At 70.9% G+C, this 24,572-nt stretch carries 26 protein-coding genes; 18 read left to right on the top strand and 8 right to left on the bottom strand.

All coding sequences use genetic code 11. The annotated features are described in order from the left end of the window. Positions 1–13 precede the first annotated feature (13 nt). Positions 14–484 (bottom strand): Lrp/AsnC family transcriptional regulator, encoded by a 471-nt coding sequence (locus tag ACZ6A9_RS21535; protein WP_189561365.1) that lies wholly within the window; start codon positions 482–484, stop codon positions 14–16. Between the two features lie 122 nt (positions 485–606). Here ACZ6A9_RS21535 and hppD point away from each other — a divergent pair, with 122 nt between their 5' ends. After that, complete coding sequence (hppD, locus tag ACZ6A9_RS21530) at positions 607–1,755, top strand: 4-hydroxyphenylpyruvate dioxygenase (RefSeq protein ID WP_468987706.1); 1,149 nt, start codon at positions 607–609, stop codon at positions 1,753–1,755. Between the two features lie 113 nt (positions 1,756–1,868). On the opposite strand, the gene ACZ6A9_RS21525 is transcribed toward hppD, so the two are convergent. Next, positions 1,869–3,266 (bottom strand): tetratricopeptide repeat protein, encoded by a 1,398-nt coding sequence (locus tag ACZ6A9_RS21525; RefSeq protein WP_468987704.1) that lies wholly within the window; start codon positions 3,264–3,266, stop codon positions 1,869–1,871. A 104-nt stretch (positions 3,267–3,370) separates the two neighbouring features. Between ACZ6A9_RS21525 and ACZ6A9_RS21520 the strand changes: the two genes are divergently transcribed. The 3 genes from ACZ6A9_RS21520 (at position 3,371) to ACZ6A9_RS21510 (ending at position 7,149) form a co-directional block, all read left to right on the top strand. After that, positions 3,371–4,789 (top strand): FAD-binding oxidoreductase, encoded by a 1,419-nt coding sequence (locus ACZ6A9_RS21520; RefSeq protein WP_468987703.1) that lies wholly within the window; start codon positions 3,371–3,373, stop codon positions 4,787–4,789. 113 nt (positions 4,790–4,902) lie between these two features. Further along, complete coding sequence (locus ACZ6A9_RS21515; protein ID WP_468987701.1) at positions 4,903–6,354, top strand: RDD family protein; 1,452 nt, start codon at positions 4,903–4,905, stop codon at positions 6,352–6,354. A gap of 99 nt (positions 6,355–6,453) precedes the next feature. Beyond that, positions 6,454–7,149, top strand: a complete 696-nt coding sequence (locus tag ACZ6A9_RS21510) for an RDD family protein (protein WP_468987700.1) — start codon at positions 6,454–6,456, stop codon at positions 7,147–7,149. A 22-nt stretch (positions 7,150–7,171) separates the two neighbouring features. Here the strand turns inward: ACZ6A9_RS21510 and ACZ6A9_RS21505 are convergent, their stop codons facing one another. Next, complete coding sequence (locus ACZ6A9_RS21505) at positions 7,172–7,477, bottom strand: hypothetical protein (RefSeq protein ID WP_468987698.1); 306 nt, start codon at positions 7,475–7,477, stop codon at positions 7,172–7,174. Positions 7,478–7,867: 390 nt separating this feature from the next. Here ACZ6A9_RS21505 and ACZ6A9_RS21500 point away from each other — a divergent pair, with 390 nt between their 5' ends. Then, positions 7,868–10,222: an immune inhibitor A domain-containing protein gene (locus tag ACZ6A9_RS21500; RefSeq protein WP_468987697.1), complete on the top strand. Its 2,355-nt coding sequence runs from the start codon at positions 7,868–7,870 to the stop codon at positions 10,220–10,222. A 133-nt stretch (positions 10,223–10,355) separates the two neighbouring features. After that, positions 10,356–10,688, top strand: a complete 333-nt coding sequence (locus ACZ6A9_RS21495) for a hypothetical protein (protein WP_468987696.1) — start codon at positions 10,356–10,358, stop codon at positions 10,686–10,688. 87 nt (positions 10,689–10,775) lie between these two features. On the opposite strand, the gene ACZ6A9_RS21490 is transcribed toward ACZ6A9_RS21495, so the two are convergent. Together ACZ6A9_RS21490 and ACZ6A9_RS21485 are read right to left on the bottom strand one after the other, a co-directional pair. After that, complete coding sequence (locus ACZ6A9_RS21490; RefSeq protein WP_468987694.1) at positions 10,776–11,369, bottom strand: isochorismatase family protein; 594 nt, start codon at positions 11,367–11,369, stop codon at positions 10,776–10,778. Between the two features lie 122 nt (positions 11,370–11,491). Continuing rightward, positions 11,492–12,844, bottom strand: a complete 1,353-nt coding sequence (locus ACZ6A9_RS21485) for a nicotinate phosphoribosyltransferase (protein ID WP_468987692.1) — start codon at positions 12,842–12,844, stop codon at positions 11,492–11,494. Positions 12,845–12,950: 106 nt separating this feature from the next. Between ACZ6A9_RS21485 and clpS the strand changes: the two genes are divergently transcribed. The 7 genes from clpS (at position 12,951) to ACZ6A9_RS21450 (ending at position 18,021) form a co-directional block, all read left to right on the top strand. Further along, on the top strand, positions 12,951–13,259 hold the full coding sequence (gene clpS, locus ACZ6A9_RS21480) for an ATP-dependent Clp protease adapter ClpS (RefSeq protein ID WP_468987690.1): 309 nt from the start codon (positions 12,951–12,953) through the stop codon (positions 13,257–13,259). A gap of 55 nt (positions 13,260–13,314) precedes the next feature. Next, the gene (locus ACZ6A9_RS21475) at positions 13,315–13,917 is read left to right on the top strand and encodes a DUF2017 domain-containing protein (RefSeq protein WP_468987688.1); all 603 of its coding nucleotides are present in this window, start codon (positions 13,315–13,317) and stop codon (positions 13,915–13,917) included. A gap of 365 nt (positions 13,918–14,282) precedes the next feature. After that, positions 14,283–15,818: an alanine/glycine:cation symporter family protein gene (locus ACZ6A9_RS21470; RefSeq protein WP_468987686.1), complete on the top strand. Its 1,536-nt coding sequence runs from the start codon at positions 14,283–14,285 to the stop codon at positions 15,816–15,818. Between the two features lie 169 nt (positions 15,819–15,987). After that, positions 15,988–16,410, top strand: a complete 423-nt coding sequence (locus tag ACZ6A9_RS21465; protein WP_468987684.1) for a M67 family metallopeptidase — start codon at positions 15,988–15,990, stop codon at positions 16,408–16,410. Between the two features lie 122 nt (positions 16,411–16,532). Next, the gene (locus tag ACZ6A9_RS21460) at positions 16,533–16,628 is read left to right on the top strand and encodes a putative leader peptide (RefSeq protein WP_356079428.1); all 96 of its coding nucleotides are present in this window, start codon (positions 16,533–16,535) and stop codon (positions 16,626–16,628) included. A gap of 103 nt (positions 16,629–16,731) precedes the next feature. Beyond that, entirely contained in the window at positions 16,732–17,064 is a 333-nt protein-coding gene (locus tag ACZ6A9_RS21455) for a MoaD/ThiS family protein (protein WP_468987682.1), read from the top strand. 6 nt (positions 17,065–17,070) lie between these two features. After that, the gene (locus ACZ6A9_RS21450; protein ID WP_468987680.1) at positions 17,071–18,021 is read left to right on the top strand and encodes a PLP-dependent cysteine synthase family protein; all 951 of its coding nucleotides are present in this window, start codon (positions 17,071–17,073) and stop codon (positions 18,019–18,021) included. Positions 18,022–18,079: 58 nt separating this feature from the next. Here the strand turns inward: ACZ6A9_RS21450 and ACZ6A9_RS21445 are convergent, their stop codons facing one another. Continuing rightward, complete coding sequence (locus ACZ6A9_RS21445) at positions 18,080–18,271, bottom strand: hypothetical protein (RefSeq protein ID WP_468987679.1); 192 nt, start codon at positions 18,269–18,271, stop codon at positions 18,080–18,082. A gap of 202 nt (positions 18,272–18,473) precedes the next feature. On the opposite strand from ACZ6A9_RS21445, the gene ACZ6A9_RS21440 reads away from it, so the two are divergent. Next, the gene (locus tag ACZ6A9_RS21440; protein ID WP_468987677.1) at positions 18,474–19,226 is read left to right on the top strand and encodes an MBL fold metallo-hydrolase; all 753 of its coding nucleotides are present in this window, start codon (positions 18,474–18,476) and stop codon (positions 19,224–19,226) included. A 73-nt stretch (positions 19,227–19,299) separates the two neighbouring features. Here the strand turns inward: ACZ6A9_RS21440 and ACZ6A9_RS21435 are convergent, their stop codons facing one another. Next, a complete protein-coding gene (locus ACZ6A9_RS21435) occupies positions 19,300–20,550 on the bottom strand; it encodes a PTS transporter subunit EIIC (RefSeq protein ID WP_468987676.1) in 1,251 nt (416 codons plus the stop codon). A gap of 241 nt (positions 20,551–20,791) precedes the next feature. Further along, positions 20,792–22,102, bottom strand: coding sequence for a PTS transporter subunit EIIC (locus ACZ6A9_RS21430; protein ID WP_468987675.1), 1,311 nt, complete (start codon positions 22,100–22,102; stop codon positions 20,792–20,794). 196 nt (positions 22,103–22,298) lie between these two features. Between ACZ6A9_RS21430 and ACZ6A9_RS21425 the strand changes: the two genes are divergently transcribed. The 4 genes from ACZ6A9_RS21425 to rdgB all read left to right on the top strand — a co-directional run bounded on the left by ACZ6A9_RS21425 (position 22,299) and on the right by rdgB (position 24,547). Further along, entirely contained in the window at positions 22,299–22,532 is a 234-nt protein-coding gene (locus tag ACZ6A9_RS21425) for a PTS sugar transporter subunit IIB (protein WP_468987673.1), read from the top strand. Positions 22,533–22,626: 94 nt separating this feature from the next. Next, positions 22,627–23,364 (top strand): ribonuclease PH, encoded by a 738-nt coding sequence (rph, locus tag ACZ6A9_RS21420; protein ID WP_468987672.1) that lies wholly within the window; start codon positions 22,627–22,629, stop codon positions 23,362–23,364. Positions 23,365–23,508: 144 nt separating this feature from the next. Further along, positions 23,509–23,907, top strand: a complete 399-nt coding sequence (locus tag ACZ6A9_RS21415) for a hypothetical protein (RefSeq protein WP_468987671.1) — start codon at positions 23,509–23,511, stop codon at positions 23,905–23,907. Positions 23,908–23,944: 37 nt separating this feature from the next. Next, positions 23,945–24,547 (top strand): RdgB/HAM1 family non-canonical purine NTP pyrophosphatase, encoded by a 603-nt coding sequence (gene rdgB / locus ACZ6A9_RS21410; RefSeq protein WP_468987669.1) that lies wholly within the window; start codon positions 23,945–23,947, stop codon positions 24,545–24,547. Positions 24,548–24,572 lie beyond the last annotated feature (25 nt).

The raw sequence follows: 24,572 nt of genomic DNA, 5'->3' as shown, positions 1-24,572 counted from the left end.
CGGCCAGGTCGGGTCACTCGCCGAGCGCGGCCTGCTCCACCAGCGGGATGATCCGCAGCGGAACGGGGTTCTCCATGACGATCGCCGTGGAGGCCCGGACGATGCCATCAAAGCCGACCACGCGGTCGATCACCCGCTGGAGATCGGCGTTGGAGCGGGCCACCAGCCGGCACATCATGTCCCCGGTGCCGGTCGTGGTGTGCAGCTCCAGCACCTCCGGAACGCCCGCCAAGTGGGCCCGTACGTCGGCTCCTTGACCCTGCCGGATCTGCAGCGTGGCGAACGCCGTGACCGGGTAGCCGAGGGCCGCGGGATCCACCTCGGGGCCGAATCCGCGGATGACTCCGTTCGACTGAAGCCGGTCCAGGCGGGCCTGCACCGTGCCGCGCGCCACCCCCAGCCGGCGGGACATCTCCAGCACCCCGATCCGCGGCTCCCGCGCCAGCAGCAGGATGATCCGCCCGTCCAGATGATCGATCGCCATACCGGCCTCCCCGATGGTCATCCTGTACAGAAAGCCCGCACGGGCGGGCGTACGGCTGAACACATTGCCCAGCGAACAGGCAAACTATTGCGCACCTTGCAGGGCTGGCCCACCCTGCACCTATGACGCAGACCACAGACCACACTCCCGCAGCGACCGCCCGGCAGGCCGACCCCTTCCCGGTCAAGGGAATGGACGCGGTCGTCTTCGCCGTGGGCAACGCCAAGCAGGCGGCGCACTACTACTCCACCGCCTTCGGCATGAAGCTGGTCGCCTACTCCGGACCGGAGAACGGCAGCCGCGAGACCGCCTCCTACGTCCTCGAGAGCGGCTCCGCCCGCTTCGTCCTCACCTCGGTGATCAAGCAGTCCACCGAGTGGGGCGCCTTCCTCGCCGGCCACGTGGCGGCGCACGGCGACGGCGTGGTCGACCTCGCCATCGAGGTCCCGGACGCGCGCGCCGCCTACGCCTACGCCGTCGAGCACGGCGCCCGCTCGGTGGCCGAGCCGTACGAGCTGAAGGACGAGCACGGCACCGTCGTCCTGGCCGCGATCGCCACGTACGGCGAGACCCGCCACACGCTGGTCGACCGCTCCGGTTACGACGGCCCCTACCTGCCCGGTTACGTGGCCGCCGACCCGATCGTCGAGCCGCCGGCCCAGCGCTCCTTCCAGGCCGTCGACCACTGCGTCGGCAACGTCGAGCTCGGCCGGATGAACGAGTGGGTGGAGTTCTACAACAAGGTCATGGGCTTCACGAACATGAAGGAGTTCGTGGGGGACGACATCGCCACCGAGTACAGCGCGCTGATGTCGAAGGTGGTCGCCGACGGCACGCTCAAGGTCAAGTTCCCGATCAACGAGCCCGCCATCGCCAAGAAGAAGTCCCAGATCGACGAGTACCTGGAGTTCTACGGCGGCGCGGGCGTCCAGCACATCGCGCTGAACACCAACGACATCGTGCAGACCGTCCGCCAGATGCGCGCGGCCGGCGTCCGGTTCCTGGACACCCCCGACTCGTACTACGACACCCTCGGCGAGTGGGCGGGGGAGACGCGGGTGCCGGTGGAGACGCTGCGCGAGCTGAAGATCCTCGTCGACCGCGACGAGGACGGGTACCTGCTGCAGATCTTCACCAAGCCGGTCCAGGACCGTCCGACGGTCTTCTTCGAACTCATCGAACGCCACGGCTCCATGGGCTTCGGCAAGGGCAACTTCAAGGCCCTGTTCGAAGCGATCGAACGCGAACAGGCCAAGCGCGGCAACCTGTAACCCCACCCCTGCGCCACCCACCCCCGGCGACACCGTCGGGGGTGCTGCGCGGCTCGGCGCTCACAAGGCGGCGTCGCGCCCGCCCCCGCTCGGCTTCGCTCGGGCCGCGGGGGTCAGGAGGACTCGGGTCCCGCCTGCAGGGCGGGTTCGCCCAGGCGGGCCAGCGCGGCTTCCGCCCGGGGCGCGCCCAGCGGGGAGAACCACGGGTTGATCTGCAGGGCCTCCTTCAGATGCCGCCGCGCCGCCCCGTACCGCTCCAGCGACCGCTCGATCATCCCCCGGTGGAACACGTACAGCGCACTGCGCACGCCCCCGCCCTGAGTCCCCTCGGTCGCCCGCACGGCGAACGGCAGCGCCTCCTCGTGCTCCCCGGCGCGGTGCAGCGCCCACCCCAGCGCGTCCGCCACCTCCGTCGACGGCCCCCGCTCCCACGCCGCACGCAGCCGCCGCACGGCACCCGCCGCGTCCCCGTGGTCCGCCTCGAACCGCCCCAGCACCAGCGACTCGTCCGCCCCGTGCGCCGCTGCCGCCCGCACCCGCTCCCGCAGCACCCGGTACTGCACCTGGGCCGCCTGCTTCAGCCCCAGCGACTCGTACAGCTCGCCCAGTTCCAGCGCGTACTCCGGTCGCGGCTGTTTCGCCAGCGCCGTCCGGTAGGCGCTCAGCGCCTCCGACATCCGCCCCAGTGACGCCAGTGCCCTGCCCTGGCCGGCCTGCGCCGCCCGCTGGTCGGGGTCGGTCCGCACCGCCTCCCGGAAGTGCCGCAGCGCGTCCTCCCGGTCGCCGCGCTCCCAGGCGAGCTGCCCGGCCCGCTCCAGGTACGCCGCCCGCTCGGCCGGCTCCCCGGCGGCCGAGGCCGCGTCCGCGAGCTTCGCCGCCGCGTCCTCCCGCCAGCCCCGGTCCCGGTAGACGGCCGCCGCCCGCGCCATCACCGCGGGACCGGTGCGCAGCCCGGTGAGCCGCTCCAGCAGCTTCCCCGTCTCCTCGTCGTCCCCGAGTCCCGCCGACGCCTCGATGAGCAGCGGGTACGTCGTCCACCGCGCCGGCTCCAGCTTCCGCGCCGCCTCGCCCCACGTGCGCGCCCCGGCGTGGTCCCGCCGCGCGTTCGCCAGCGCCGCGAGCCCCCGCAGCGCCGGGGCGTTGCCCTCCGGCCGCAGTTCCAGTGAGGTGCGCAGCGCCTTCTCGGCGCGTGACCAGTACGCCGGGTCCGCCCGCCGCAGTCCCTGTGCCACCCGGGCCGAGCCGAGCTCCGCCCAGGCCGCGGCGTCCCCGGGGTGCCGCTTCAGGCGCCGCTCCCGGTCCCCGGCCAGCGCCTCCAGGTCCGCCAGAGCGGCCGGTACCCCGCTGTTCACCGCGGCCAGCGCCCGCGCCTCGGGGGTCTGCTCGGGCGGCGTGGTCCCGCCCCACGGCAGCAGCACCAGCACCCCGCCCAGCGCGGCACATCCTGCGGCGGAGGCGAGCAGTGCCCGGCGGCGCGCCCGCCGGCGGGGCTCACACGGCTTGTCGTCCATGGAGCACACTGTGCGTCACACCCCGCGTACGTACGATGATCACACCCCGAGGTGACGCGGCTGCCGTACACGGGGTTCACACCGATGGCCCCGGGTGCCACGCTGTGATCATGAGCCGTATCGAAGCGCGAAGCGATGCAGACACGGTGACGGCCGGCAGCCCCCTCGTCGACCGGCTGCTCGGCGGACTGCCCGCGGACGCCGTCCTCACCGACCCCGACGTCACGGCCTCCTACGCCCACGACATGGCGAGCTTCTGCCCGGCCGGCAGCCCCGCGGCGGTCGTGCTGCCGCGCACGGTCGAACAGGTCCAGCACGTCATGCGCACCGCCACCGAACTGCGCGTCCCGGTCGTCCCGCAGGGCGCCCGCACCGGACTGTCCGGCGCCGCCAACGCCACCGACGGCTGCGTCGTGCTCTCCCTGACCCGGATGGACCGCATCCTGGAGATCAGCCCGGTCGACCGGATCGCCGTCGTCGAACCCGGCGTGGTCAACGCCGCCCTCGCCCGCGCCGTCGGCGAGCACGGCCTGTACTACCCGCCGGACCCCTCCAGTTGGGAGACCTGCACGATCGGCGGCAACATCGGCACCGCGTCGGGCGGGCTGTGCTGCGTGAAGTACGGCGTGACGGCGGAGTACGTCCTCGGCCTGGACGTCGTCCTCGCCGACGGCCGCCTGATGTCCACCGGCCGCCGCACCGCCAAGGGCGTCGCCGGGTACGACCTGACCCGTCTGTTCGTCGGCTCCGAGGGCTCCCTCGGCATCGTCGTCCGCGCGGTCCTCGCCCTGCGGCCCAAGCCGCCCGCACGGCTGGTGCTGGCCGCCGAGTTCTCCTCCGGCGCCGCCGCCTGCGACGCCGTGTGCCGCATCATGGCGGGCGGCCACGTGCCCTCACTCCTCGAGCTCATGGACCGCACGACGGTCAAGGCGGTCAACGACATGGCCCGCATGGGCCTGCCGGAGTCCACCGAGGCGCTGCTGCTGGCCGCCTTCGACACCACCGACCCCGCGGCGGACCTCGCCGCCGTCGGCGCCCTGTGCGAGGCGGCCGGGGCCGCCCGGGTCGTCCCGGCCGAGGACGCCGCCGAGTCCGAACTGCTCCTCCAGGCACGGCGGATGTCGCTGGTCGCGCTGGAGGCGGTCAAGGGCACCACGATGATCGACGACGTGTGCGTGCCCCGCTCGAAGCTCGGCGAACTCATCGACGGCGTGGAGCGGATCTCCGAGAAGTACCGGCTGACCATCGGCGTCGTCGCGCACGCGGGCGACGGCAACACGCACCCGACGGTCTGCTTCGACGCCACCGACGCGCAGGAGTCGCGCCGGGCCCGGGAGTCCTTCGACGAGATCATGGCGCTCGGTCTGGAACTCGGCGGCACCATCACCGGCGAGCACGGCGTGGGCGTGCTCAAGAAGGAGTGGCTGGCGCGTGAACTCGGCCCGGTGGGCGTGGAGATGCAGCGGGCCGTCAAGAAGGTCTTCGATCCGCTCGACATTCTGAACCCGGGCAAGCTCTTCTGACCCGAAGGTGCCCGAAAGGGGTGGGGTCCGGCCGGACGGGCGGTCAGGGCGCCGCCCGTCTGATAGATGTGGTCCCCCCGACCCACCCCATCGAGCAGATACGGGACGACGGAATGAGTGCCCCAACCCCGGCCCCCGGTGACGACAGGCCCCGCGAAGGGTACTACCCGGACCCTTCCATCCCCGGATATGTCCGGTACTGGAACGGCGCCTCCTGGGTCCCCGGCACCAGCCGCCCGGCGCCCGAGGACGGCGAGCCGCTCGCGGCGCCCTCCGGCGCGGCCCCGGTGCCGCCCTCCGTCGAGGAGACCGGCCCGCACTTCTTCGACGAGGACCCGGTGGACGAACCGGCGCACCCGTCGCCCGCCGCCGCTCCGTTCCCGCCCGCCGCCGCGTCCCCGGCCGAGGCGCAGCACGGCAGCCGGCCCGAACCCGCCTCGGCCTGGGGCGCGGACCGCTCCCACCAGTCCGGCTTCGGCGGTGACCAGGACCGCAGGGTCTCCTGGGGCGCCGACCCGCGCGTGCCGCACCCGGCCGCGCCGTCCGCCCCGCAAGCCCCGGCCGCGGACACCCCGGACCCGGGCACGGGACCGTCCGGCGCGGGCACCTTCGTGTTCCGCAGGCCCGGTGCGGGCGACCGGCAGGCGGCCGGCGCCGGTGCCGAGGACGAGGGCACGATGACCTTCCGGGCCGTCGCCCCGCGCGCGGGCGAGCGGAACCAGGGGCGGGGCAGCGGACAGGGCACCGCCTCCGCACGCCCCGGCTTCGGTGCCGGCAAGGCCGCGGCCGCCCGCGCCGCCGCCCCGGCCGCCCCGGCCCACTCCGGACCGCAGCGGGCCACCGCACCGGCCGTCCCCCCGCAGACGGCGGCTCCCGCCGCAGCCGCTCCCGCAGGCCCCGCTCCCACCCCCGCCGCCCCTGCCCCCGCGTCCGGCTCCGCGCCCCTGACGAGCGGCTCCGGCGGCGGTCAGTCCTCCTGGGCGCAGCAGGTGCACCGGCTCGCCGGGGGCGAGGATCCGCCGGTCACGCCGTGGAAGCCGCCGGTGGACGACCCGTTCCAGGCCGCCGCCCGCCGCCAGGCCGAGGCCCGCCCCGCCGCGCTCGGCAAGCGGCTGGCCGCCCGGCTGCTGGACACACTCGTCGTCGGCGCCGTCACCGCCGCGGCCGCCGTGCCGCTCGGCATGGCCGCGATGGACCACATCGACGCGAAGATCGAGGCGGCCAAGCTGTCCGGCGAGACGGTCAGGGTCTGGCTCCTCGACGGCACGACCTCGGTCCACCTCGGCATCGTCCTCGCCGTCCTCCTGCTCACCGGGGTCCTCTACGAGGTGCTGCCCACCGTCAAGTGGGGGCGCACCCTGGGCAAGAAGCTGCTGGGCCTGGACGTGCGGGACATCGAGGGCCACGATGCCCCCGGCTTCGGCGCGGCCCTGCGCCGCTGGCTCGTCTACAGCGTTCCCGGGCTGCTCGTCATCGGTGTCGTCGGCGTCCTGTGGTGCCTGTTCGACAAGCCGTGGCGGCAGTGCTGGCACGACAAGGCCGCGCACACGTTCGTCGCCGGCTGATCCGCGGACCGGTCCGCCGGGAGGCGCGCGCCACGTCCGGTACTCCGGACGGCGGCTCGCCGGATGCGAGGCGGCGGGGTTCGCGGTCGACTCGGGTGCATGACCACCGAACCGCCCCCCGGCTCCGGTCAGCAGCCGCCGGACGACGACCCGTTCAAGAAGCACCCCCCGCCGGGCGGCCCCGGCTCCCCGTACGGCGGCTCCCCGTACGGCGGCGGCCCCGCGGGCGGCGGCGACCCCTACGGCGGTGGCGGTTCCCCGTACGGCGGCCCTCCGGGAGGCGGCCCGTTCGGCGGAGGCAGCCCCTACGGGGGCGCCCCCGGAGGCCCCTCCGACCCCCTGGCCGGCATGCCCCCGCTCGCCGACAGCGCCAAGCGCACGCTCGCCCGGATCATCGACATGATCCTCGTGGGCATCGTCGTCTTCCTGCTCACCTGGCCGTTCGGCGTCAACGAGTACAACGTCGACGGCAACAACGTCAACGTCGGCAACGGCTTCGTGCAGTCCGCCGTCGCCGCCGCGCTCTACATCGCCTACGACACCGTCCTGACCGCCCGTACCGGCCAGACGCTGGGCAAGAGGCTGATGCACCTGCGGGTGGCCGACCTCTCCGACGGTTCCAACCCGTCCGTGCAGACCTCGCTGATGCGGGCCGCCGTGCTGTGGCTGCCGTTCGCGTTCTGCTGCGCCTGCGTCTGGACCATCATCGCGGGCGGCTGGAGCTACTTCGACCGGCCCTACAAGCAGGGCCTGCACGACAAGGCGGCCAAGACCGTGGTGGTCAGCACCGGATGACGCCGGCGGCCGGGAGAACCGGTCAGGACGCGGCCCGCTCCCGCACCGGCTCGCGCACCGACTCCCGTACCGGGCCGCGGGCCGGAGCGGGGACGGTGGCCCGTACCGGCGCCGGGGCCGCGGGCCGTACCACCGCCGCGGAGCGCCGGGGCACCGGCAGCGGGGCGGTCACGGCGACCAGCAGTCCCAGGGCGAGTGCCGACACGGCGACCACCGCGACGCCCGCGCCCGAACTGGCGCCGGACAACAGCAGCATGGCGAGGGTGGAGAAGATCACGGTGCACGAGCCGTAAGCGAACTGAGCCACAGTAGGACGGGGCATGGCCATCGTGTCCTCGGGAGTCGGGGGCTGTCGGCCTGGCTTTTCCGCCGGTTCAAGGGCGTTGCGCCAAGCGACTCTAACCGCGAGGGTGCCCGAGCGGAAAGCGCGGTAAGCGTGACCTGACCGACAGGGCCGGTGCACAGGGGGCGCACGGAGTCATGACGTCCACCACGTGGACGGTCGTACGCGCCCGCCCGGGTGCGCGCGGACGTGTCCGGTAAGCGAACCGGGCCTCCGCATAGTGCACTTGACTTGTTCAAGTCAAGGTCTGTTTTTTCTGCCGAACCTCTAGTCAAATGTCGTCACTTGACTACACGCGTTGATCACGTGCGTGCGGGACCTTCCACAGACGGAACCTCCTACGGCCGCGCGTACGCACGCGGGAGGGGATCTCAAGTGACCAGTAGACCCTGGACGTTCAGAGCGGCCGCGACAGGCGTGGCACTCGCGGCGGTCACCGCCACCTGCTCTGCGTTCACCGTGGCACAGGCCGACACGGCTGACCAGGCCGACCGGCCCGGCGCCGTGGAACGGCACGACCCGGCCGAGCGCCACCACGTCGAGCACGACCTCGAGGGGCCGCTCTCCAAGACGCAGGCGGCCCAGCGAGAGGAAGCCCTCAACCAGGTCATATCCGGTAAAGCCTCGGTCAAGGACCGCGAGGGTTCGAAGGTCGTCCAGCTCAAGGGCAAGAAGGGCGACTCCAAGTACGTCGAACTCGGCCGCGAGAAGACGGACAAGATCTTCACGATCCTGGTCGAGTTCGGTGACCAGATCGACAGCCGCTACGGCGGCACCCCGGGCCCGCTGCACAACCAGATCGCCAAGCCGGACCGCAAGGTGGACAACTCCACGGCCTGGCAGGAGGACTACGACCAGCAGCACTTCGAGGACCTGTACTTCGGTTCCGGCAAGGGCGTCGACTCGGTCAAGACGTACTTCGAGAAGCAGTCCTCCGGCCGCTACTCGGTCGACGGCGAGGTCTCCGACTGGGTCAAGGTGCCCTACAACGAGGCTCGTTACGGCTCCAACAAGTGCGTGCCCGACAACTGCGCCTGGTACGCGGTGCAGGACGGCGTGACCGCCTGGGCCGCGGAGCAGAAGGCCGCCGGCCAGAGCGACGCCCAGATCAAGGCCCGGCTCTCCCAGTACGACGAGTGGGACCGCTACGACTTCGACGGCGACGGCGACTTCAACGAGCCCGACGGCTACATCGACCACTTCCAGATCGTGCACGCCGGCGAGGACGAGTCCGCGGGCGGCGGCGCCCAGGGCGAGGACGCCATCTGGGCCCACCGCTGGTACGCCTTCGGCACCGACGCCGGCGCCACCGGCCCCGAGAACAACAAGCTCGGCGGCACCCAGATCGGCGACACCGGCATCTGGGTCGGCGACTACACCATCCAGCCGGAGAACGGCGGACTCGGCGTCTTCGCCCACGAGTACGGCCACGACCTCGGCCTGCCGGACCACTACGACACCCAGGGCGGCGAGAACTCCACCGGGTTCTGGACGCTGATGTCCTCGGGTTCCTGGCTGGGCACAGGCAAGAACGAGATCGGCGACCTGCCGGGCGACATGACCGCCTGGGACAAGCTGCAGCTCGGCTGGCTGAACTACGACACGGCCAAGGCCGGCGTCAACTCCTGGCACAAGCTGGGCCTCGCCGAGTACAACACCAAGCACAAGCAGGCGCTGGTCGTCCAGCTCCCGAAGAAGGCCGTCACCACCGAGGTGGTCGCCCCGGCCGAGGGCCGGACCCAGTGGTGGAGCGGCAGCGGTGACGACCTGCGGAACACGCTGACGCGCAGCGTCGACCTGACCGGCAAGGCGTCGGCCGAGCTGACCCTCGACGGCTGGTACGAGATCGAGGCCGACTACGACTTCCTCTACGCCGAGGCGTCGACCGACGGCGGTGCCAACTGGACCGCCCTGGACGGCACGGTCGACGGTCAGCCGATCCCGCGCGACGGCAGCGACAAGCCGGCCCTGCACGGCACGGTCGACGGCTTCAAGCCGCTGGCGTACTCCCTGGACGCCTACGCGGGCAAGAAGATCGACCTGCGCTTCCGCTACCAGACCGACGGCGGTGTGGCCCTCAAGGGCTTCGCGGCCGACCGGATCACGGTGACGGCGGACGGCACCGCGCTCTTCACGGACAACGCCGAGACCGCCGACGACGCCTGGACGGCGAAGGGCTTCTCCCGCATCGGCGGCTCCTTCACCAAGGACTACGCGCAGTACTACATCGCCGAGAACCGGCAGTACGAGTCGTACGACAAGACGCTGAAGGTCGGCCCGTACAACTTCGGGTTCGCCAACAGCCGTCCGGACTGGGTGGAGCACTTCCCGTACCAGAACGGTCTGCTGATCTGGAAGTGGGACACCTCCCAGCAGGACAACAACACCAGCGTGCACCCGGGTACCGGTCTGCTCCTGCCGATCGACTCGCACCCGGCCCAGCTGAAGTGGTCCGACGGGACGCTGATGCGCAACCGCATCCAGACCTACGACGCGCCGTTCAGCACGTACCGCACCGACTCGCTGACGCTGCACAAGGCGGGCGTGGCGACGTGGATCCCCTCGTCGAAGGGTGTGCCGGTCTTCAACGACCGCACCCACACCTACTACGACGAGTCGAACCCGACCGCCGGTGTCAAGGTCACTGACACCAACACCAAGATCAAGATCGTCAAGGAGGCCAAGAACGGCTCCACGATCGAGCTCGAGGTCGGACCGGCCGGCAGGTAAATAGCATCCTCGCAGGTCAGAACATGATCGGCGGTGACCCCTGGCGGGTCACCGCCGATCCGTGTTTAGGTGCCTCCTGTGACTCTCTTATTGACACCTGTCCCGACACCGGCTGACACGGGGGTGTGACCGCATGGCCGCAGGAGGTTTCTGCAAGCTGCCGAACGGCACGGTGGTCGTGGCGCTGAACCTGCCCAGCCCCGCCGCCGACGCGCCCGCCGGGGTCCGCGTCCTCGTCCACGCCCAGAACCGCGCCCGAGCCCTGACCAGGCTGCGCAACCTGGGCCTGCGGGCGATCTACCTGCGGGGCAACGCGGCCCCGCCGACGCCCGACGAGATCACCGCGGTCCTGCACCACCCCGACGGCCTCATATGGCGCACGGCACCGGAAGCCGACCCCCTGACGGTGGAACTCTGGCACCCGATCAAGGCCCTGCTGAGACGCCCCACGGGGGCCCAGGCATAACCGGTCCGCACCCGGAGCGGGGGTGGGCCGGGGGCGTTGCGGCCCGCGGCGCCGGGCCGGTGCTCACCGCACCGGCCGGGCCGGTGCTCACTGCACGACGGGCTTCCCGGTCAGCTCCACCCCCGCCGAGCGCAGCTCCTCCAGCGCCCGCTCGGTCGTCCCCGCCGCGACCCCCGCCGTCAGATCCAGCAGCACCTGCGTCCGGAACCCCTCCCGCGCCGCGTCCAGAGCGGTGGCCCGCACGCAGTGGTCCGTGGCGATCCCCACCACGTCCACCTCCTCGACCTCCCGCTCCCGCAGCCATCGAGCGAGCGGCGTCCCGTTCTCGTCCGTCCCCTCGAACCCGCTGTAGGCGGCCGCGTACGCGCCCTTGTCGAACACCGCGTCGATCGCCCCGGACGTCACCGCGGGAGCGAAGTTCGGGTGGAACCCGACCCCCTCCGTCCCGGCGACACAGTGCGCGGGCCAGGACCGCTCGTAGTCGGGGTTGTCGGCGAAGTGCCCGCCGGGCGCGATGTGGTGGTCGCGGGTGGCGACCACGTGCTGGTAGCCGCCGGCCGAAGCGGCCTGGCCGATCAGCTCGGTGATGGCGGCGGCCACATCCGCCCCGCCGGTCACGGCGAGGCTGCCGCCCTCGCAGAAGTCGTTCTGCACGTCGACGACGATCAGTGCGCGGCGCATGGCGGTGTCCTTCGATGAGGGGGTCGGTCGGGTGGGGTGGGGGAGGGGGCCCGCCCGGATCTGCTTCTGAGCCTAGGCAACGGGGGACGACACGGACAGGGGCGCGGTGAGGGGCACCGCTTCTAGCTACCCGACGGCCCGTGCGCGTACTCCGTCGGAAGCACGGGTTCCCCCCGGGACAACTGCGTCGCGGACAGCGGCAGTCCCGCACGCGCGGCGGCGTGCCGGTCGCGGACCACGTCCAGCGGCTCGCGGACGAGCACCTCGCCGCCCTCGACCAGCGGCACCAGCAACGCCTGTCCGGCCAGCTCCCCGGGGACCTCGCCGGTGCCGACGACCTCCGCCTCGGCGACGCCGTGCTCGTCCAGCCGCCGTGCCGCCCACTTGCGGCCGCCGACGGAGGTCTTGCCGCCGGTGGACTTCTTCGCCACCGGCACCAGCGGCGCCGCGGGATCGGCGGACTCGGCGCGGGCGACCAGCTTGTAGACCATGGAGGCGGTCGGGTGCCCCGAGCCGGTCACGAGCTGCGTCCCCACCCCGTACGCGTCCACCGGCGCCGCCGCCAGCGAGGCGATGGCGTACTCGTCCAGGTCCGAGGTCACGGTGATCTTCGTACCGGTGGCGCCCAGCTCGTCGAGCTGCTGCCGCACCCGGTGCGCCACCAGCAGCAGGTCCCCGGAGTCGATGCGCACGGCGCCGAGATCCGGCCCCGCGATCTCGACGGCCGTACGGACCGCCTCGGCCACGTCGTAGGTGTCCACCAGGAGTGTCGTACCGCCGCCGAGGGAGTCCACCTGGGCGCGGAAGGCGTCCCGCTCGCTGTCGTGCAGCAGGGTGAAGGCGTGCGCGGAGGTGCCCACGGTCGGGATGTCGTAGCGGAACCCGGCCGCCAGGTCGGAGGTGGAGGAGAAACCGCCGATGTAGGCGGCCCGGGAGGCCGCCACCGCCGCCAGCTCGTGGGTGCGCCGGGCGCCCATCTCGATCAGCGGCCGGTCGCCGGCGGCCGACGCCATCCGGGACGCCGCGGCCGCGATCGCCGAGTCGTGGTTGAGGATCGACAGGATCACCGTCTCCAGGAGCACGCACTCCGCGAAGCTGCCCTCGACCCGCAGGATCGGCGAGCCCGGGAAGTACACCTCCCCCTCCGGGTAGCCCCAGATGTCACCGGAGAAGCGGTAGCCGGCCAGCCAGTCCAGGGTCGCCCCGTCGACGATGTCCTTCTCGCGCAGGAACGCGAGGACGTCCGGCTCGAAGCGGAAGTTCTCCACCGCGTCCAGCACCCGCCCGGTGCCGGCCACCACGCCGTAGCGGCGCCCGTTCGGCAGCCGCCGGGTGAAGACCTCGAACACGCTGCGCCGTCCGGCCGTACCGGCCTTCAGCGCCGCCTGCAGCATCGTCAGCTCGTACTGGTCCGTGAAAAGCGCCGTCGAGGGCACGCCCACCCGTCGGCCACGCCCAAGGTCTGCTGTGGTCATGGCGGGAATGCTACCCCCATTTCGTCAGTTTGACGATTTAGGTTCCGGGGGCCGGAACAGCGGGCCGGTTTGTGCGACCACCCCCCTGCGGTGGCAGCATGGGGATGTGACGTCACCCGCACCCCTGGAGATCGAACGCACCGAGTCGGCGGAGGAGGTCTTCGCCGTACCCGAGCCCGACCTCCCGTGGGTCACCATCGTCCACAACGACCCGGTCAACCTCATGAGTTACGTGACGTACGTCTTCCAGTCGTACTTCGGCTACTCCAAGGACAAGGCCACCAAGCTGATGATGGACGTCCACCACAAGGGCCGGGCGGTCGTCTCCAGCGGTACGCGCGAGGAGATGGAACGCGACGTGCAGGCCATGCACGGCTACGGACTGTGGGCCACCCTGCAGCACGACCGGAAGTGACCGAGCCGGACATGACCCGACCCCGCCCGCAGGACCGGAAGTAGCGATCGCCGCCATGCCAGGAACCTTCGAACCGCTCCCCGGCGGCGGCGCGGCCGTCGCCCTCGACGACGTCGAGATCTCCATCATCCGCTCGCTGGCCGTGCAGATGATGGAGCTCATCGGCCCCGGGACCGCCGGTGAGGCCTCCGGCGACCCGCTCGCCGACCTCTTCGCCGACGGCCCGAGCGAACCGCCCTCCGACCCCGTGCTGCGCCGCCTCTTCCCCGACGCCTACAGCGACCCCGGGGGCACCCCGCAGCCGGCGGAGGCCGAGGAGCAGCGGGCGCACTCCGCCGAGTTCCGCCGCTACACCGAGAACGACCTGCGGGCCGGCAAGCGCGACAACGCCCTCGCGGTGGTCCGCTCCCTGGACGCGCTCACCCCGGCGGGCCGGGACGGCGCGGTGCTCAAGCTGTCCGCCGACGAGTCCCGCCAGTGGCTCGGCGCGCTGAACGACCTGCGCCTGGCGATCGGCTCCCGGCTGGAGATCAGCGACGAGGACGACAGCGACCTCCTCTTCCGCCTGCCCGACGAGGACCCGCGCAAGCCGATGGTGATGGCCTACCTGTGGCTGGGGGGACTGCAGGAGACGCTCGTCTCGACGCTCATGCCATAAACATGCCCCATACATCCATAAAAATCCCCTGATCCGTTCGCTCAGAGGAACCTCAAGTCCGGATAACGATCCCGCCACCGCCCTTGCGTATTTACCGCGCAGGGGCGTTTTCGCGTGATCTGCGTCACTCGCAACGAGGTAAACAGCGTGGTAAGAATCGGCAACTCGCTTGCGGCCCACCCCCAGCTGTGAGCAAGAAAGCCGGCCACCGCCGGCGTGGAGGAACCAGCACGACAAGAGGTCGACGGCCCCGGTCCACCGGGCCCGCCGCCCGCCGCCGTCGCCGAACGGGACGTGGGCCCCGCCCACCGTCACCCGCTCTGCTGCGCACGCCAGCACGTCCCCGCGCCATCTGAGGAAGTTCGATGTCACTCGACTCCATCACGCAAAAAATCGACGACGCCGTAAGTGATTTCTTCGACCCCGTCGCGACCACCGTCGGCGACATCGTCTTCTACACCGTCCCGGTCGGTGACGCCGATCTTCCGCTCATCGTCGCCTGGCTCGTGATCGCCGGCCTGGTCTTCACCGGCTGGTTCGGTCTCGTCCAGGCCCGCAAACTGAAACTCGCCCTCGACGTCGTCCGCGGCAAGTACGACGAGAAGGACGCGCCCGGCGAGGTCAGCCACTTCCAGGCGCTGACGGCCGCGGTCTCCGGCACCGTCGGCCTCGGCAACATCGCCGGTGTCGCCGTCGCCGTCTCCATCGGCGGCCCGGGAGCCACCTTCTGGATGATCCTGTGCGGCCTGCTCGGCATGGCCACCAAGTTCGTCGAGGTCACCCTCGGTGTGAAGTACCGCGAGGAGCACGCCGACGGCACCGTCTCCGGCGGCCCCATGCACTACCTGCCCAAGGGCCTCGCCGAGCGCTTCGGCCGCGGCGGCGCCAAGCTCGGCAAGGTGCTCGCCGTCCTGGCCTCCGCCATGATCCTCTTCTTCGGTCTGTTCGGCGGCAACCTCTTCCAGACCAACCAGAGCTACGCGCAGATCTCCTCCACCTTCGGCGGCGACGACGGTTTCCTGGCCAGCTCCGCGGGCGCCGTGCTCTTCGGTCTCGTGGTGGCCACCCTGGTCGGCCTCGTGCTGCTCGGCGGCATCCGCTCCATCGCCTCCGTCACCAGCCGTCTGGTCCCCGCCATGGCGATCATGTACGTCCTGGCCTGCCTGGTCGTCATCCTGACGAACGTCACCGCCGTGCCCGACGCGATCGGCAGCATCCTCCAGGGCGCCTTCGAGGCGGACGGCGTCGCGGGCGGCATCATCGGCGCCCTGATCGTCGGCTTCCAGCGCGCCGCCTTCTCCAACGAGGCCGGCATCGGCTCCGCGCCCATCGCCCACTCCGCGGTCAAGACCAAGCACCCCGCCAGCGAGGGCCTGGTCGCCCTGCTCGAGCCCTTCATCGACACGGTCATCGTCTGCACCATGACCGCCCTGACCATCGTCATCGCCAACCCCGCCAGCTGGGGCGAGGCCCGCGAGGGCGAGAACATCGGCGGCGTCACCATCACCTCCGACGCCTTCGCCACCGTCCTGCCCTGGTTCCCGCACCTGCTGACCGTCGCGGTGCTGCTGTTCGCCTTCTCCACGATCCTCACCTGGGGTTACTACGGCCTCAAGGCCTGGACGTACCTCTTCGGCCGGAGCAAGGCCAGCGAGATGACCTTCAAGGCGACCTGGAGCGTGTTCGTGATCGCGGGCTCCCTGCTCTCCCTCGACTCGCTGATCAGCCTCGCCGACTCCGCGCTCTTCCTGCTCGCGGTGTTCAACATCATCGGCCTCTACCTGCTGGCCCCCGTGGTCAAGCGCGAGCTCAACTCCTTCCTGGAGTTCGTCCGGACCCGCGGGACCGGAGCCGGCGCCGAGGCGGAGAAGGCCGAGGTCAAGGTCACCGACGCGCCCTAGCGGCACCGTCCGGACCCGAGGAGCCGGGGGGCCGACCCCCCACCCCAGGACGCCGGCCGCGGGGAGCACTCGTGGTGCTCACCGCGGCCATCCGCTCAAGGCGTCCGGCATACGGGCCGTTCCGTACCACCCCTCGGTACGGAACGGCCCGTTGCCTATCCTGGGCCCCATGCTGACCATCACCCAGGCCCTGTACGACCAGATCGTGGCCCACGCCCGCGAGGACCACCCCGACGAGGCGTGCGGCGTGGTGGCGGGCCCGGTGGGCTCCGGCCGCCCCGAGCGCTTCATCCCCATGCTGAACGCCGCCCGCTCACCCACCTTCTACGAGTTCGACTCCCAGGACCTGCTGAAGCTGTACCGGGACATGGACGACCGCGACGAGGAACCCGTGGTCATCTACCACTCCCACACCGCGACCGAGGCCTACCCCTCCCGCACCGACGTCACCTACGCGGGCGAGCCAGGCGCCCACTACGTCCTCGTCTCCACCGCCGACACCGACGACGCCGGCGAGTTCCAGTTCCGCTCGTTCCGCATCGTCGAGGGCGAGATCACCGAGGAGGAGGTCAAGGTCGTCGAGTCCTACTGACCCCCGCCCGGGCCCCGGTCCCCACAGCGCAACCCCCAGCCCGTCCCGTATCACGGAAGCGAGGTGTCCGCACAGTGAGATCACACTCCGGAAGCCCGCCCGGGAATCGATACGATGACCCCATGGTTCTTCTCGATGTGAGTGACACGGCGCCGGGCACGCTGCTCGTGGCGCGGCTGCACATCGACCTGTGCCGGCTGAACAGCGCCATCTGTTGATCCCCGCCGCCGCCGTACGGCCGAGAGCCGCGGCGGGCTGCGGCGTGCCGCCGCGCGCCCTTCCCGAACCCACGACAGACACATCCGACAGGAGCCCTCAGCCATGGCCATCGAGGTCCGCATCCCGACCATCCTCCGCCAATACACCGACGGACAGAAGGCGGTGGAAGGCAACGGGAGCACCATCGCCGAGCTCTTCACCGACCTCGAGACCCGGCACACGGGCATCCACGCCCGCATCGTCGACGGCGAGCAGCTGCGCCGCTTCGTCAACGTCTACCTCAACGACGAGGACGTCCGCTTCCTCGACGGCATCAACACCAAGCTGTCCGACGGCGACAGCGTGACGATCCTGCCGGCCGTCGCGGGAGGCGCTGCCGCGGCGGAGCCGCGTCCGGTCGGGGTGGCGGCCGGGCGACGGGTGGGAACGGCCTGATAGCCGATGCGCTACGACTCCCCGCTGGCCGCGGTGGGCAACACCCCCCTGGTGCGCCTGCCGCGGCTCTCGCCGTCCGCCGACGTCCGCATCTGGGCGAAGCTCGAGGACCGCAACCCCACCGGCTCCATCAAGGACCGCCCCGCCCTGTTCATGATCGAGCAGGCGGAGAAGGACGGCCGGCTCACCCCCGGCTGCACCATCCTCGAACCGACCAGCGGCAACACCGGCATCTCCCTCGCCATGGCGGCCAAGCTCAAGGGCTACCGCATCGTCTGCGTCATGCCCGAGAACACCTCTCAGGAACGCCGTGACCTGCTCGCCATGTGGGGCGCGGAGATCATCTCCTCCCCGGCCGCCGGCGGCTCCAACACCGCCGTGCGCGTCGCCAAGGAACTCTCCGCCGAACACCCCGACTGGGTGATGCTCTACCAGTACGGCAACCCGGACAACGCCGGCGCTCACTACGCCACCACCGGCCCCGAGATCCTCGCCGACCTGCCGTCCCTCACCCACTTCGTGGCCGGCCTCGGCACCACCGGCACCCTCATGGGCGTCGGCCGCTACCTGCGCGAGAACAAGCCCGACGTCAAGATCGTCGCCGCCGAGCCGCGCTACGACGACCTCGTCTACGGCCTGCGCAACCTCGACGAGGGCTTCGTCCCCGAGCTCTACGACGCCTCCGTCCTCACCACCCGCTACTCCGTCGGCTCCGCCGACGCCGTCACCCGCACCCGGGAACTCCTCCAGCAGGAGGGCATCTTCGCCGGCGTCTCCACCGGCGCCGCCCTGCACGCGGCGATCGGCGTCGCCAACAAGGCGCTCAAGGCGGGGGAGAGCGCCGACGTCGTCTTCGTCGTCGCCGACGGCGGCTGGAAGTACCTCTCGACCGGCGTCTACACGGCCGCCACCACCGAAGAGGCCATCGACACCCTCCAGGGCCAGCTCTGGGCGTGACACCACGGCGTGTCACCTCACGCGTCACCAGGGGCCGGAGACCATCGCCTCCGGCCCCTCACCCGTCCTCGGAACCGTGGTCGCGCCCGCGGGAGCCGTAGTCCCGCCCACCGCGGCCGCCGGACCCGCCACGGCTCCAGGCCCCGCGCCGCCGCCGGGGCCGGTGCCCCCGCCCCCACCCGTCGACGAGCGCCGTGACGAACGCGAGCAGCACCACCGCGACGAGCGCGAGCCACCAAGCCGTGTCCATGCCCAGACCGTACCGGCGCGGGCCGGCCCCGCCCCCCTTTCCCGTCACCGGCGTGCACCGCTTCCAGCCGAACCGGTGACAGCACAGGTGAGTTCGCCCACAACAGCCCCTGGTGGAGGAGCGACCGCAGGTTTCGCGCCTTACGCTCGACGAACCGCACGACCCCCGTCTCTCCACACCCGCCAGCGGAGGTTTCTGCTTCATGAAGCTCACCGTCGTCGGCTGCTCGGGGTCCTTCCCGTCCGCGGAATCGGCCTGCTCGAGCTACCTCGTCGAGGCCGACGGCTTCCGGCTGCTCCTCGACATGGGCAACGGCGCCCTGGGCGAGCTGCAGCGCCACTGCGGTCTCTACGACCTCGACGCGATCTTCCTCAGCCACCTGCACCCCGACCACTGCATCGACATGTGCGGCTACTTCGTCGCGCGCTACTACCGGCACGACGGAGGCCGCTGCGAGCCCCTCCCGGTCTACGGACCCGAGGGCACCGAACACCGGCTGACCACCGCCTACGCCGACACCCCCTCGGCCTCCTCCATGAGCGAGGTCTTCGACTTCCACACGGTCAAGCCGTCCACCTTCGAGATCGGCCCGTTCCTCGTCCACACCGAGCGCGTCGCGCACCCGGTCGAGGCGTACGGCATCCGCATCGAGCACGGCGGGAAGACGCTGACCTACTCCGGTGACACGGGCGTGACCCCCGCGCTCGACGACCTCGCCCGCGACGCCGACCTCTTCCTGTGCGAGGCCGCCTTCACGCACGGCAAGGAGAACATCCCGGACCTGCACCTCAACGGCCGCGAGGCGGGTGAGACGGCCGCCCGCGCGGGCGCCCGCCGCCTGATCCTCACCCACATCGCCCCGTGGACCGACCCGCAGATCAACCTCACCGACGCCCGCGCGGTGTACTCCGGCCCGGTGGGCCTGGCCTCGCGCGGGGCGACGTACGAGATCTGAGCACGCCGGCCGTGCACGACGAGGGCCCCGGAACCGAACCGGTTCCGGGGCCCTCACGCGGTGCGGGGACCGCTCACGCCTTGGTGAGGTCCTCGACCTCCTCCTCGGGCTCACGGCCCGGGGTCGGCAGGTTGAACTTGGCGATGGCGAAGCGGAAGACCACGTAGTAGATCACCGCGAACACCAGACCGATCGGGATGATCAGCCACGGCTTGGTCGCCAGGTTCCAGTTCAGGGCGTAGTCGATGAAGCCCGCGGAGAAGGTGAAGCCCGCGTGCACCCCGAGCGCCCAGGTGATCGCCATGGAGAGGGCGGTCAGCACCGCGTGGATCACGTACAGCGCCGGGGCGATGAACATGAACGCGAACTCGATCGGCTCCGTCACACCGGTCACGAAGGACGTCAGCGCGAGCGAGACCATCATGCCCATCACGGCCTTGCGGCGCTCCGGGCGGGCGGCGTGCGCGATGGCGATCGCGGCGGCCGGCAGACCGAACATCATGATCGGGAAGAAGCCAGACATGAACATACCGGCGTCCGGGTCACCGGCGAAGAACCGGTTCAGGTCACCGTGGACGACCTCGCCCGCGGCGTTGGTGAAGTCACCGATCTGGAACCAGGACACGGTGTTCACGAACTGGTGCATGCCGATGGGGATCAGCGCACGGTTGATCAGACCGAACAGGCCCGCACCGGCGGCACCGAGACCGGTGATCCACTCGCCCGCGTCGGAGATGACCTCGCCGATGGGCTCCCAGACCAGGCCGAAGAACACACCCATGAGGGTGCCGACGAAGGCCATGATGATCGGGACGAGCCGGCGGCCGTTGAAGAAGCCCAGCCAGTCGACCAGCTTCTTGCGGTGGTAGCGCTGCCACAGCACTGCCGCCAGCAGACCCATCAGGATGCCGCCGAGCACACCGGGGTTGTTGTAGGTCGCGGCTATGTCTTCGCCGGCCTGCACCTTCGCCTCGGTGACCGGGAACGCCTTCAGGACGTTGCTGTAGACCAGGAAGCCGACGAGCGCGGCGAGGGCGGTGGAACCGTCGGACTTCTTGGCGAAGCCGATGGCCACGCCGATGCAGAACAGCAGCGGCAGGTTGTCGAAGATGGCGCCGCCCGCGGTGGCGAAGACGGCCGCGACCTTGTCCCAGCCCAGACCGTCCGCTCCGAACACATCGGGCTGGCCGAGCCGGAGCAGGATGCCCGCCGCCGGCAGGACGGCGATCGGGAGCTGTAGGCTGCGGCCGATCTTCTGCAGACCCTGGAACAGGCCGGATCCCCGCTTCTTCGCGGGGGCCGCCGAGTCGGTGGCGGTGCTCATACTTCCTCCATCGGTGGTGGTCTACACCACTACTGGTGTAGACCTGTTGTAGCACGATGAAGCCCGCGTAAGGAACCCGCGAAAACGCGACCGCCGGACTACGCACCGTGCCCGCCACGGACCCCGAATCGGAACCCGCCGAGGGCGCACCGGACCCCGATGCGCAACCCGCGAGGGCGCACCGGAAAGCCCCCGGACCCGAGGAACCGAGGGCTCGGACAGCCACCTGAAGCCTAGGAGGTCACGCCTTCGTCGCGTCCTCCACCTCCTCCTCCGCCTCCCGCCCCGGCGTCTTCAGATCGAACCTCGTGATCGCGAAACGGAAGATCACGTAATACAGCGCCGCGAACCCCAGACCGATCGGAATGATCAACCACGGCCTCGTCGCCAGATTCCAGTTGATGACGTAGTCGATCAGCCCCGCCGAAAAACTGAACCCGTCATGCACCCCCAACCCCCACGTCACCGCCATCGACACACCCGTCAGCACCACGTGCACCCCGTACAGCAACGGCGCCACGAACAAGAACGAGTACTCGATCGGCTCCGTGATCCCCGTGACGAACGACGTCAACGCCACCGACAGCATCAGCCCGCCGACCTCCTTGCGCCGCGCCGGCCTCGCACAGTGCGTGATCGCCAGCGCCGCCGCCGGCAACGCGAACATCATGATCGGGAAGAACCCGGACAGGAACTGCCCCGCCTCCGGATCACCCGCCAGGAACATGTTGACGTCACCGTGCACCACCGACCCGTCCGGCTTCGTGTACGAACCGAACTGGAACCAGATCGGCACGTTCAGGAACTGGTGCAGCCCCACCACCAGCAACGCCCGGTTCGCCACACCGAACACACCCGCGCCCCACGCGCCCAGACCACTCATCCAGTCACTGAAACCCTCCAACGCGTCACCCACCGGCGGCCACACCCACAGACACAACGCCGCGAACACGATCGCCGCGAACGCCATGATGATCGGCACCAGACGCCGCCCGTTGAAGAAACCCAGCCAGTCCACCAGCCTCGTCCGGTGGAACCGCTGCCACAGATACGCCGCCATCAACCCGATCACGATGCCGCCGAACACCCCCGGATTCTGGAACGTGAACGCCGTCACCGTCCCGTCGGCCACCCGACACCCGACCCGCGGCACCGCCTGAGAACCCCCCGGACAGTCCTCCGGGAACTGCCGCAGCACATTGAAGTAGACGAGGAACCCCGCCACCGCCGCCAACGCCGTCGACCCGTCCGCCTTCCGCGCCATCCCGATCGCCACACCCACACAGAACAACAGCGGCAGCCCCAGCGAACCGTCCAGCAGCGCACCACCCGCCCCCACCATCACCTTCGAGACGTCCGTCCACCCCAGGCCGTCGTCCCCGAACACATCCGGCTGCCCCAGCCGGTTCAGGATGCCCGCCGCCGGCAGCACCGCGATCGGCAACTGCAGACTCCGCCCCATCTTCTGCAGACCCTGGAACAACCCGCTCCACCGCTCCCGCGCCCCACCGGCCGCGGGCCCGGCACCGGCACCACTGTCGGCGGCGCTCATCCGGCCCCCTTCTCTGGAACGCGGTCACCACGGACACGACGGGTTTGGCGGCAGTCCACCCGGTGGTGTAGACCAGTCGTGCAGGGCGGACCCCACGTCGTGACGCCATCCTTCGGCACCCACGACCAAGCCGCTCGCAAAGCTGGGCCAACTGTGGGTTACTGCGACAAAGCGGTTCGCATCAGGGAGAACGAACATGGCCACCAAGGCTGAGAAGATCGTCGCCGGACTCGGCGGCATCGACAACATCGACGAGATCGAAGGCTGCATCACCCGCCTCCGCACCGAAGTCGTGGACCCCGCCAAGGTCGACGAAGCCGCCCTCAAGGCCGCCGGCGCCCACGGCGTCGTCAAGATGGGCACCGCCATCCAGGTCGTCATCGGCACCGACGCCGACCCCCTCGCCGCCGAAATCGAAGACATGATGTGAACCACCGCACCTGAACCACGGCGAAGGCGCACCCCAAGGGCCCCCACCCACCGCGGAAGGGGCCCTTCCGCCGCCTACGGCTAGGCTCACCGCCATGTCTCGAATCGACGGCCGCACCCCCGACCAACTCCGCCCGGTCACCATCGAACGCGGCTGGAGCAAGCACGCCGAAGGCTCCGTCCTCATCTCCTTCGGCGACACCAAAGTCCTCTGCACCGCCTCCGTCACCGAAGGCGTCCCCCGCTGGCGCAAAGGCAGCGGCGAAGGCTGGGTCACCGCCGAATACTCGATGCTCCCCCGCGCCACCAACACCCGCGGCGACCGCGAATCCGTCCGCGGCCGCATCGGCGGACGCACCCACGAGATCAGCCGCCTCATCGGCCGCTCCCTGCGCGCCGTCATCGACTACAAAGCCCTCGGCGAGAACACCATCGTCCTCGACTGCGACGTCCTCCAAGCCGACGGCGGCACCCGCACCGCCGCCATCACCGGCTCCTACGTCGCCCTCGCCGACGCCATCACCTGGGCCCAGAGCAAGAAACTCATCAAACCCGGCCGCAAACCCCTCACCGGCACCGTCAGCGCCGTCTCCGTCGGCATCGTCGCCGGCACCCCCCTCCTCGACCTCCGCTACGAAGAAGACGTCAAGGCCGACACCGACATGAACGTCGTCTGCACCGGCGACGGCCGCTTCGTCGAAGTCCAGGGCACCGCCGAAGCCGAACCCTTCGCACGCGACGAACTGAGCGCCCTCCTCGACCTCGCCGTCACCGGCTGCACCGAACTCGCCACCGCCCAGCGCACCGCCCTCGACACCGACCCGCACAAGTAAAAGACGCACCAAGGACGTGGCCGACGCGGAGCAACCGCGCCGGCCACCCCCGCGTCTGATCCCATACGGGCACCCGGCCCCACCAGCCGACCGCCCCGCCGACGCACACGGGCCGCACCGGCCCGACGAGGGAGGGACCGATCCATGGCCGCGAGCCGCCGACGCCGCACCACAGCCGTCGCCGCCACCCTGGCGGCCGTCGCGCTGACCGCCGGACTCACCACCGGCTGCGCCGCCGTCGACAAGGCACTGGACTGCGTCCAGACCGCCGACGCCATCGCCGACAGCGTCACCGACATGCAGCAGGCCGTCGAGAACGCCGGCAACGACGTCACCCAGCTCGAAGAGTCCCTCGACTCCATCGACAAGAACCTCACCGACATCGGCGAGAAGACCGACAACGCCGACGTCTCCAAAGCCGTCGACAACCTCGACAAGGCCGTCGACAACGTCCGCACCTCCGTCGAGAACGGCGACGCCACCCCCGACATCAGCCCCATCACCGACGCCGCCGGCGAACTCACCAAGGTCTGCACCCCGTAACGGACGAGCCGCCCATGGGCCCAGACATACTGGGCCCATGACCCGCCTGATCCTCGCCACCCGCAACGCCGGAAAGATCACCGAACTCCACGCGATCCTCGCCGACGCGGGCCTGCCCCACGACCTCGTCGGCGCCGACGCCTACCCCGACATCCCCGACGTCAAGGAAACCGGCGTCACCTTCGCCGAGAACGCCCTCCTCAAGGCCCACGCCCTCGCCCGCGCCACCGGCCTGCCCGCCGTCGCCGACGACTCCGGCCTCTGCGTCGACGTCCTGAACGGCGCCCCCGGCATCTTCTCCGCCCGCTGGTCCGGCACCCACGGCGACGACCGGGCCAACCTCGACCTGCTCCTCGCCCAGCTCTCCGACATCGCCGACGAACACCGCGGCGCCCACTTCGCCTGCGCGGCAGCCCTCGCCCTCCCCGACGGCACCGAGCGCGTGGTCGAGGGCCACCTGACCGGCACCCTCCGCCACACCCCCGCCGGCACCGGCGGCTTCGGCTACGACCCGATCCTCCAGCCGCACGGCGAAACCCGCACCTGCGCGGAACTCACCGCCGACGAAAAAAACGCCATCAGCCACCGGGGCAAGGCCTTCCGCGCCCTGGTACCGGTGGTGCGTGAGCTGCTGGGCTGAGCTCTCACAGAAGACCGCCTGCGCA

The sequence above is a fragment of the Streptomyces sp. NPDC041124 genome, from assembly GCF_055592385.1.
Note: the sequence above shows the minus strand (reverse complement) of the source record. Positions and strands in the feature narration are given on the sequence as shown.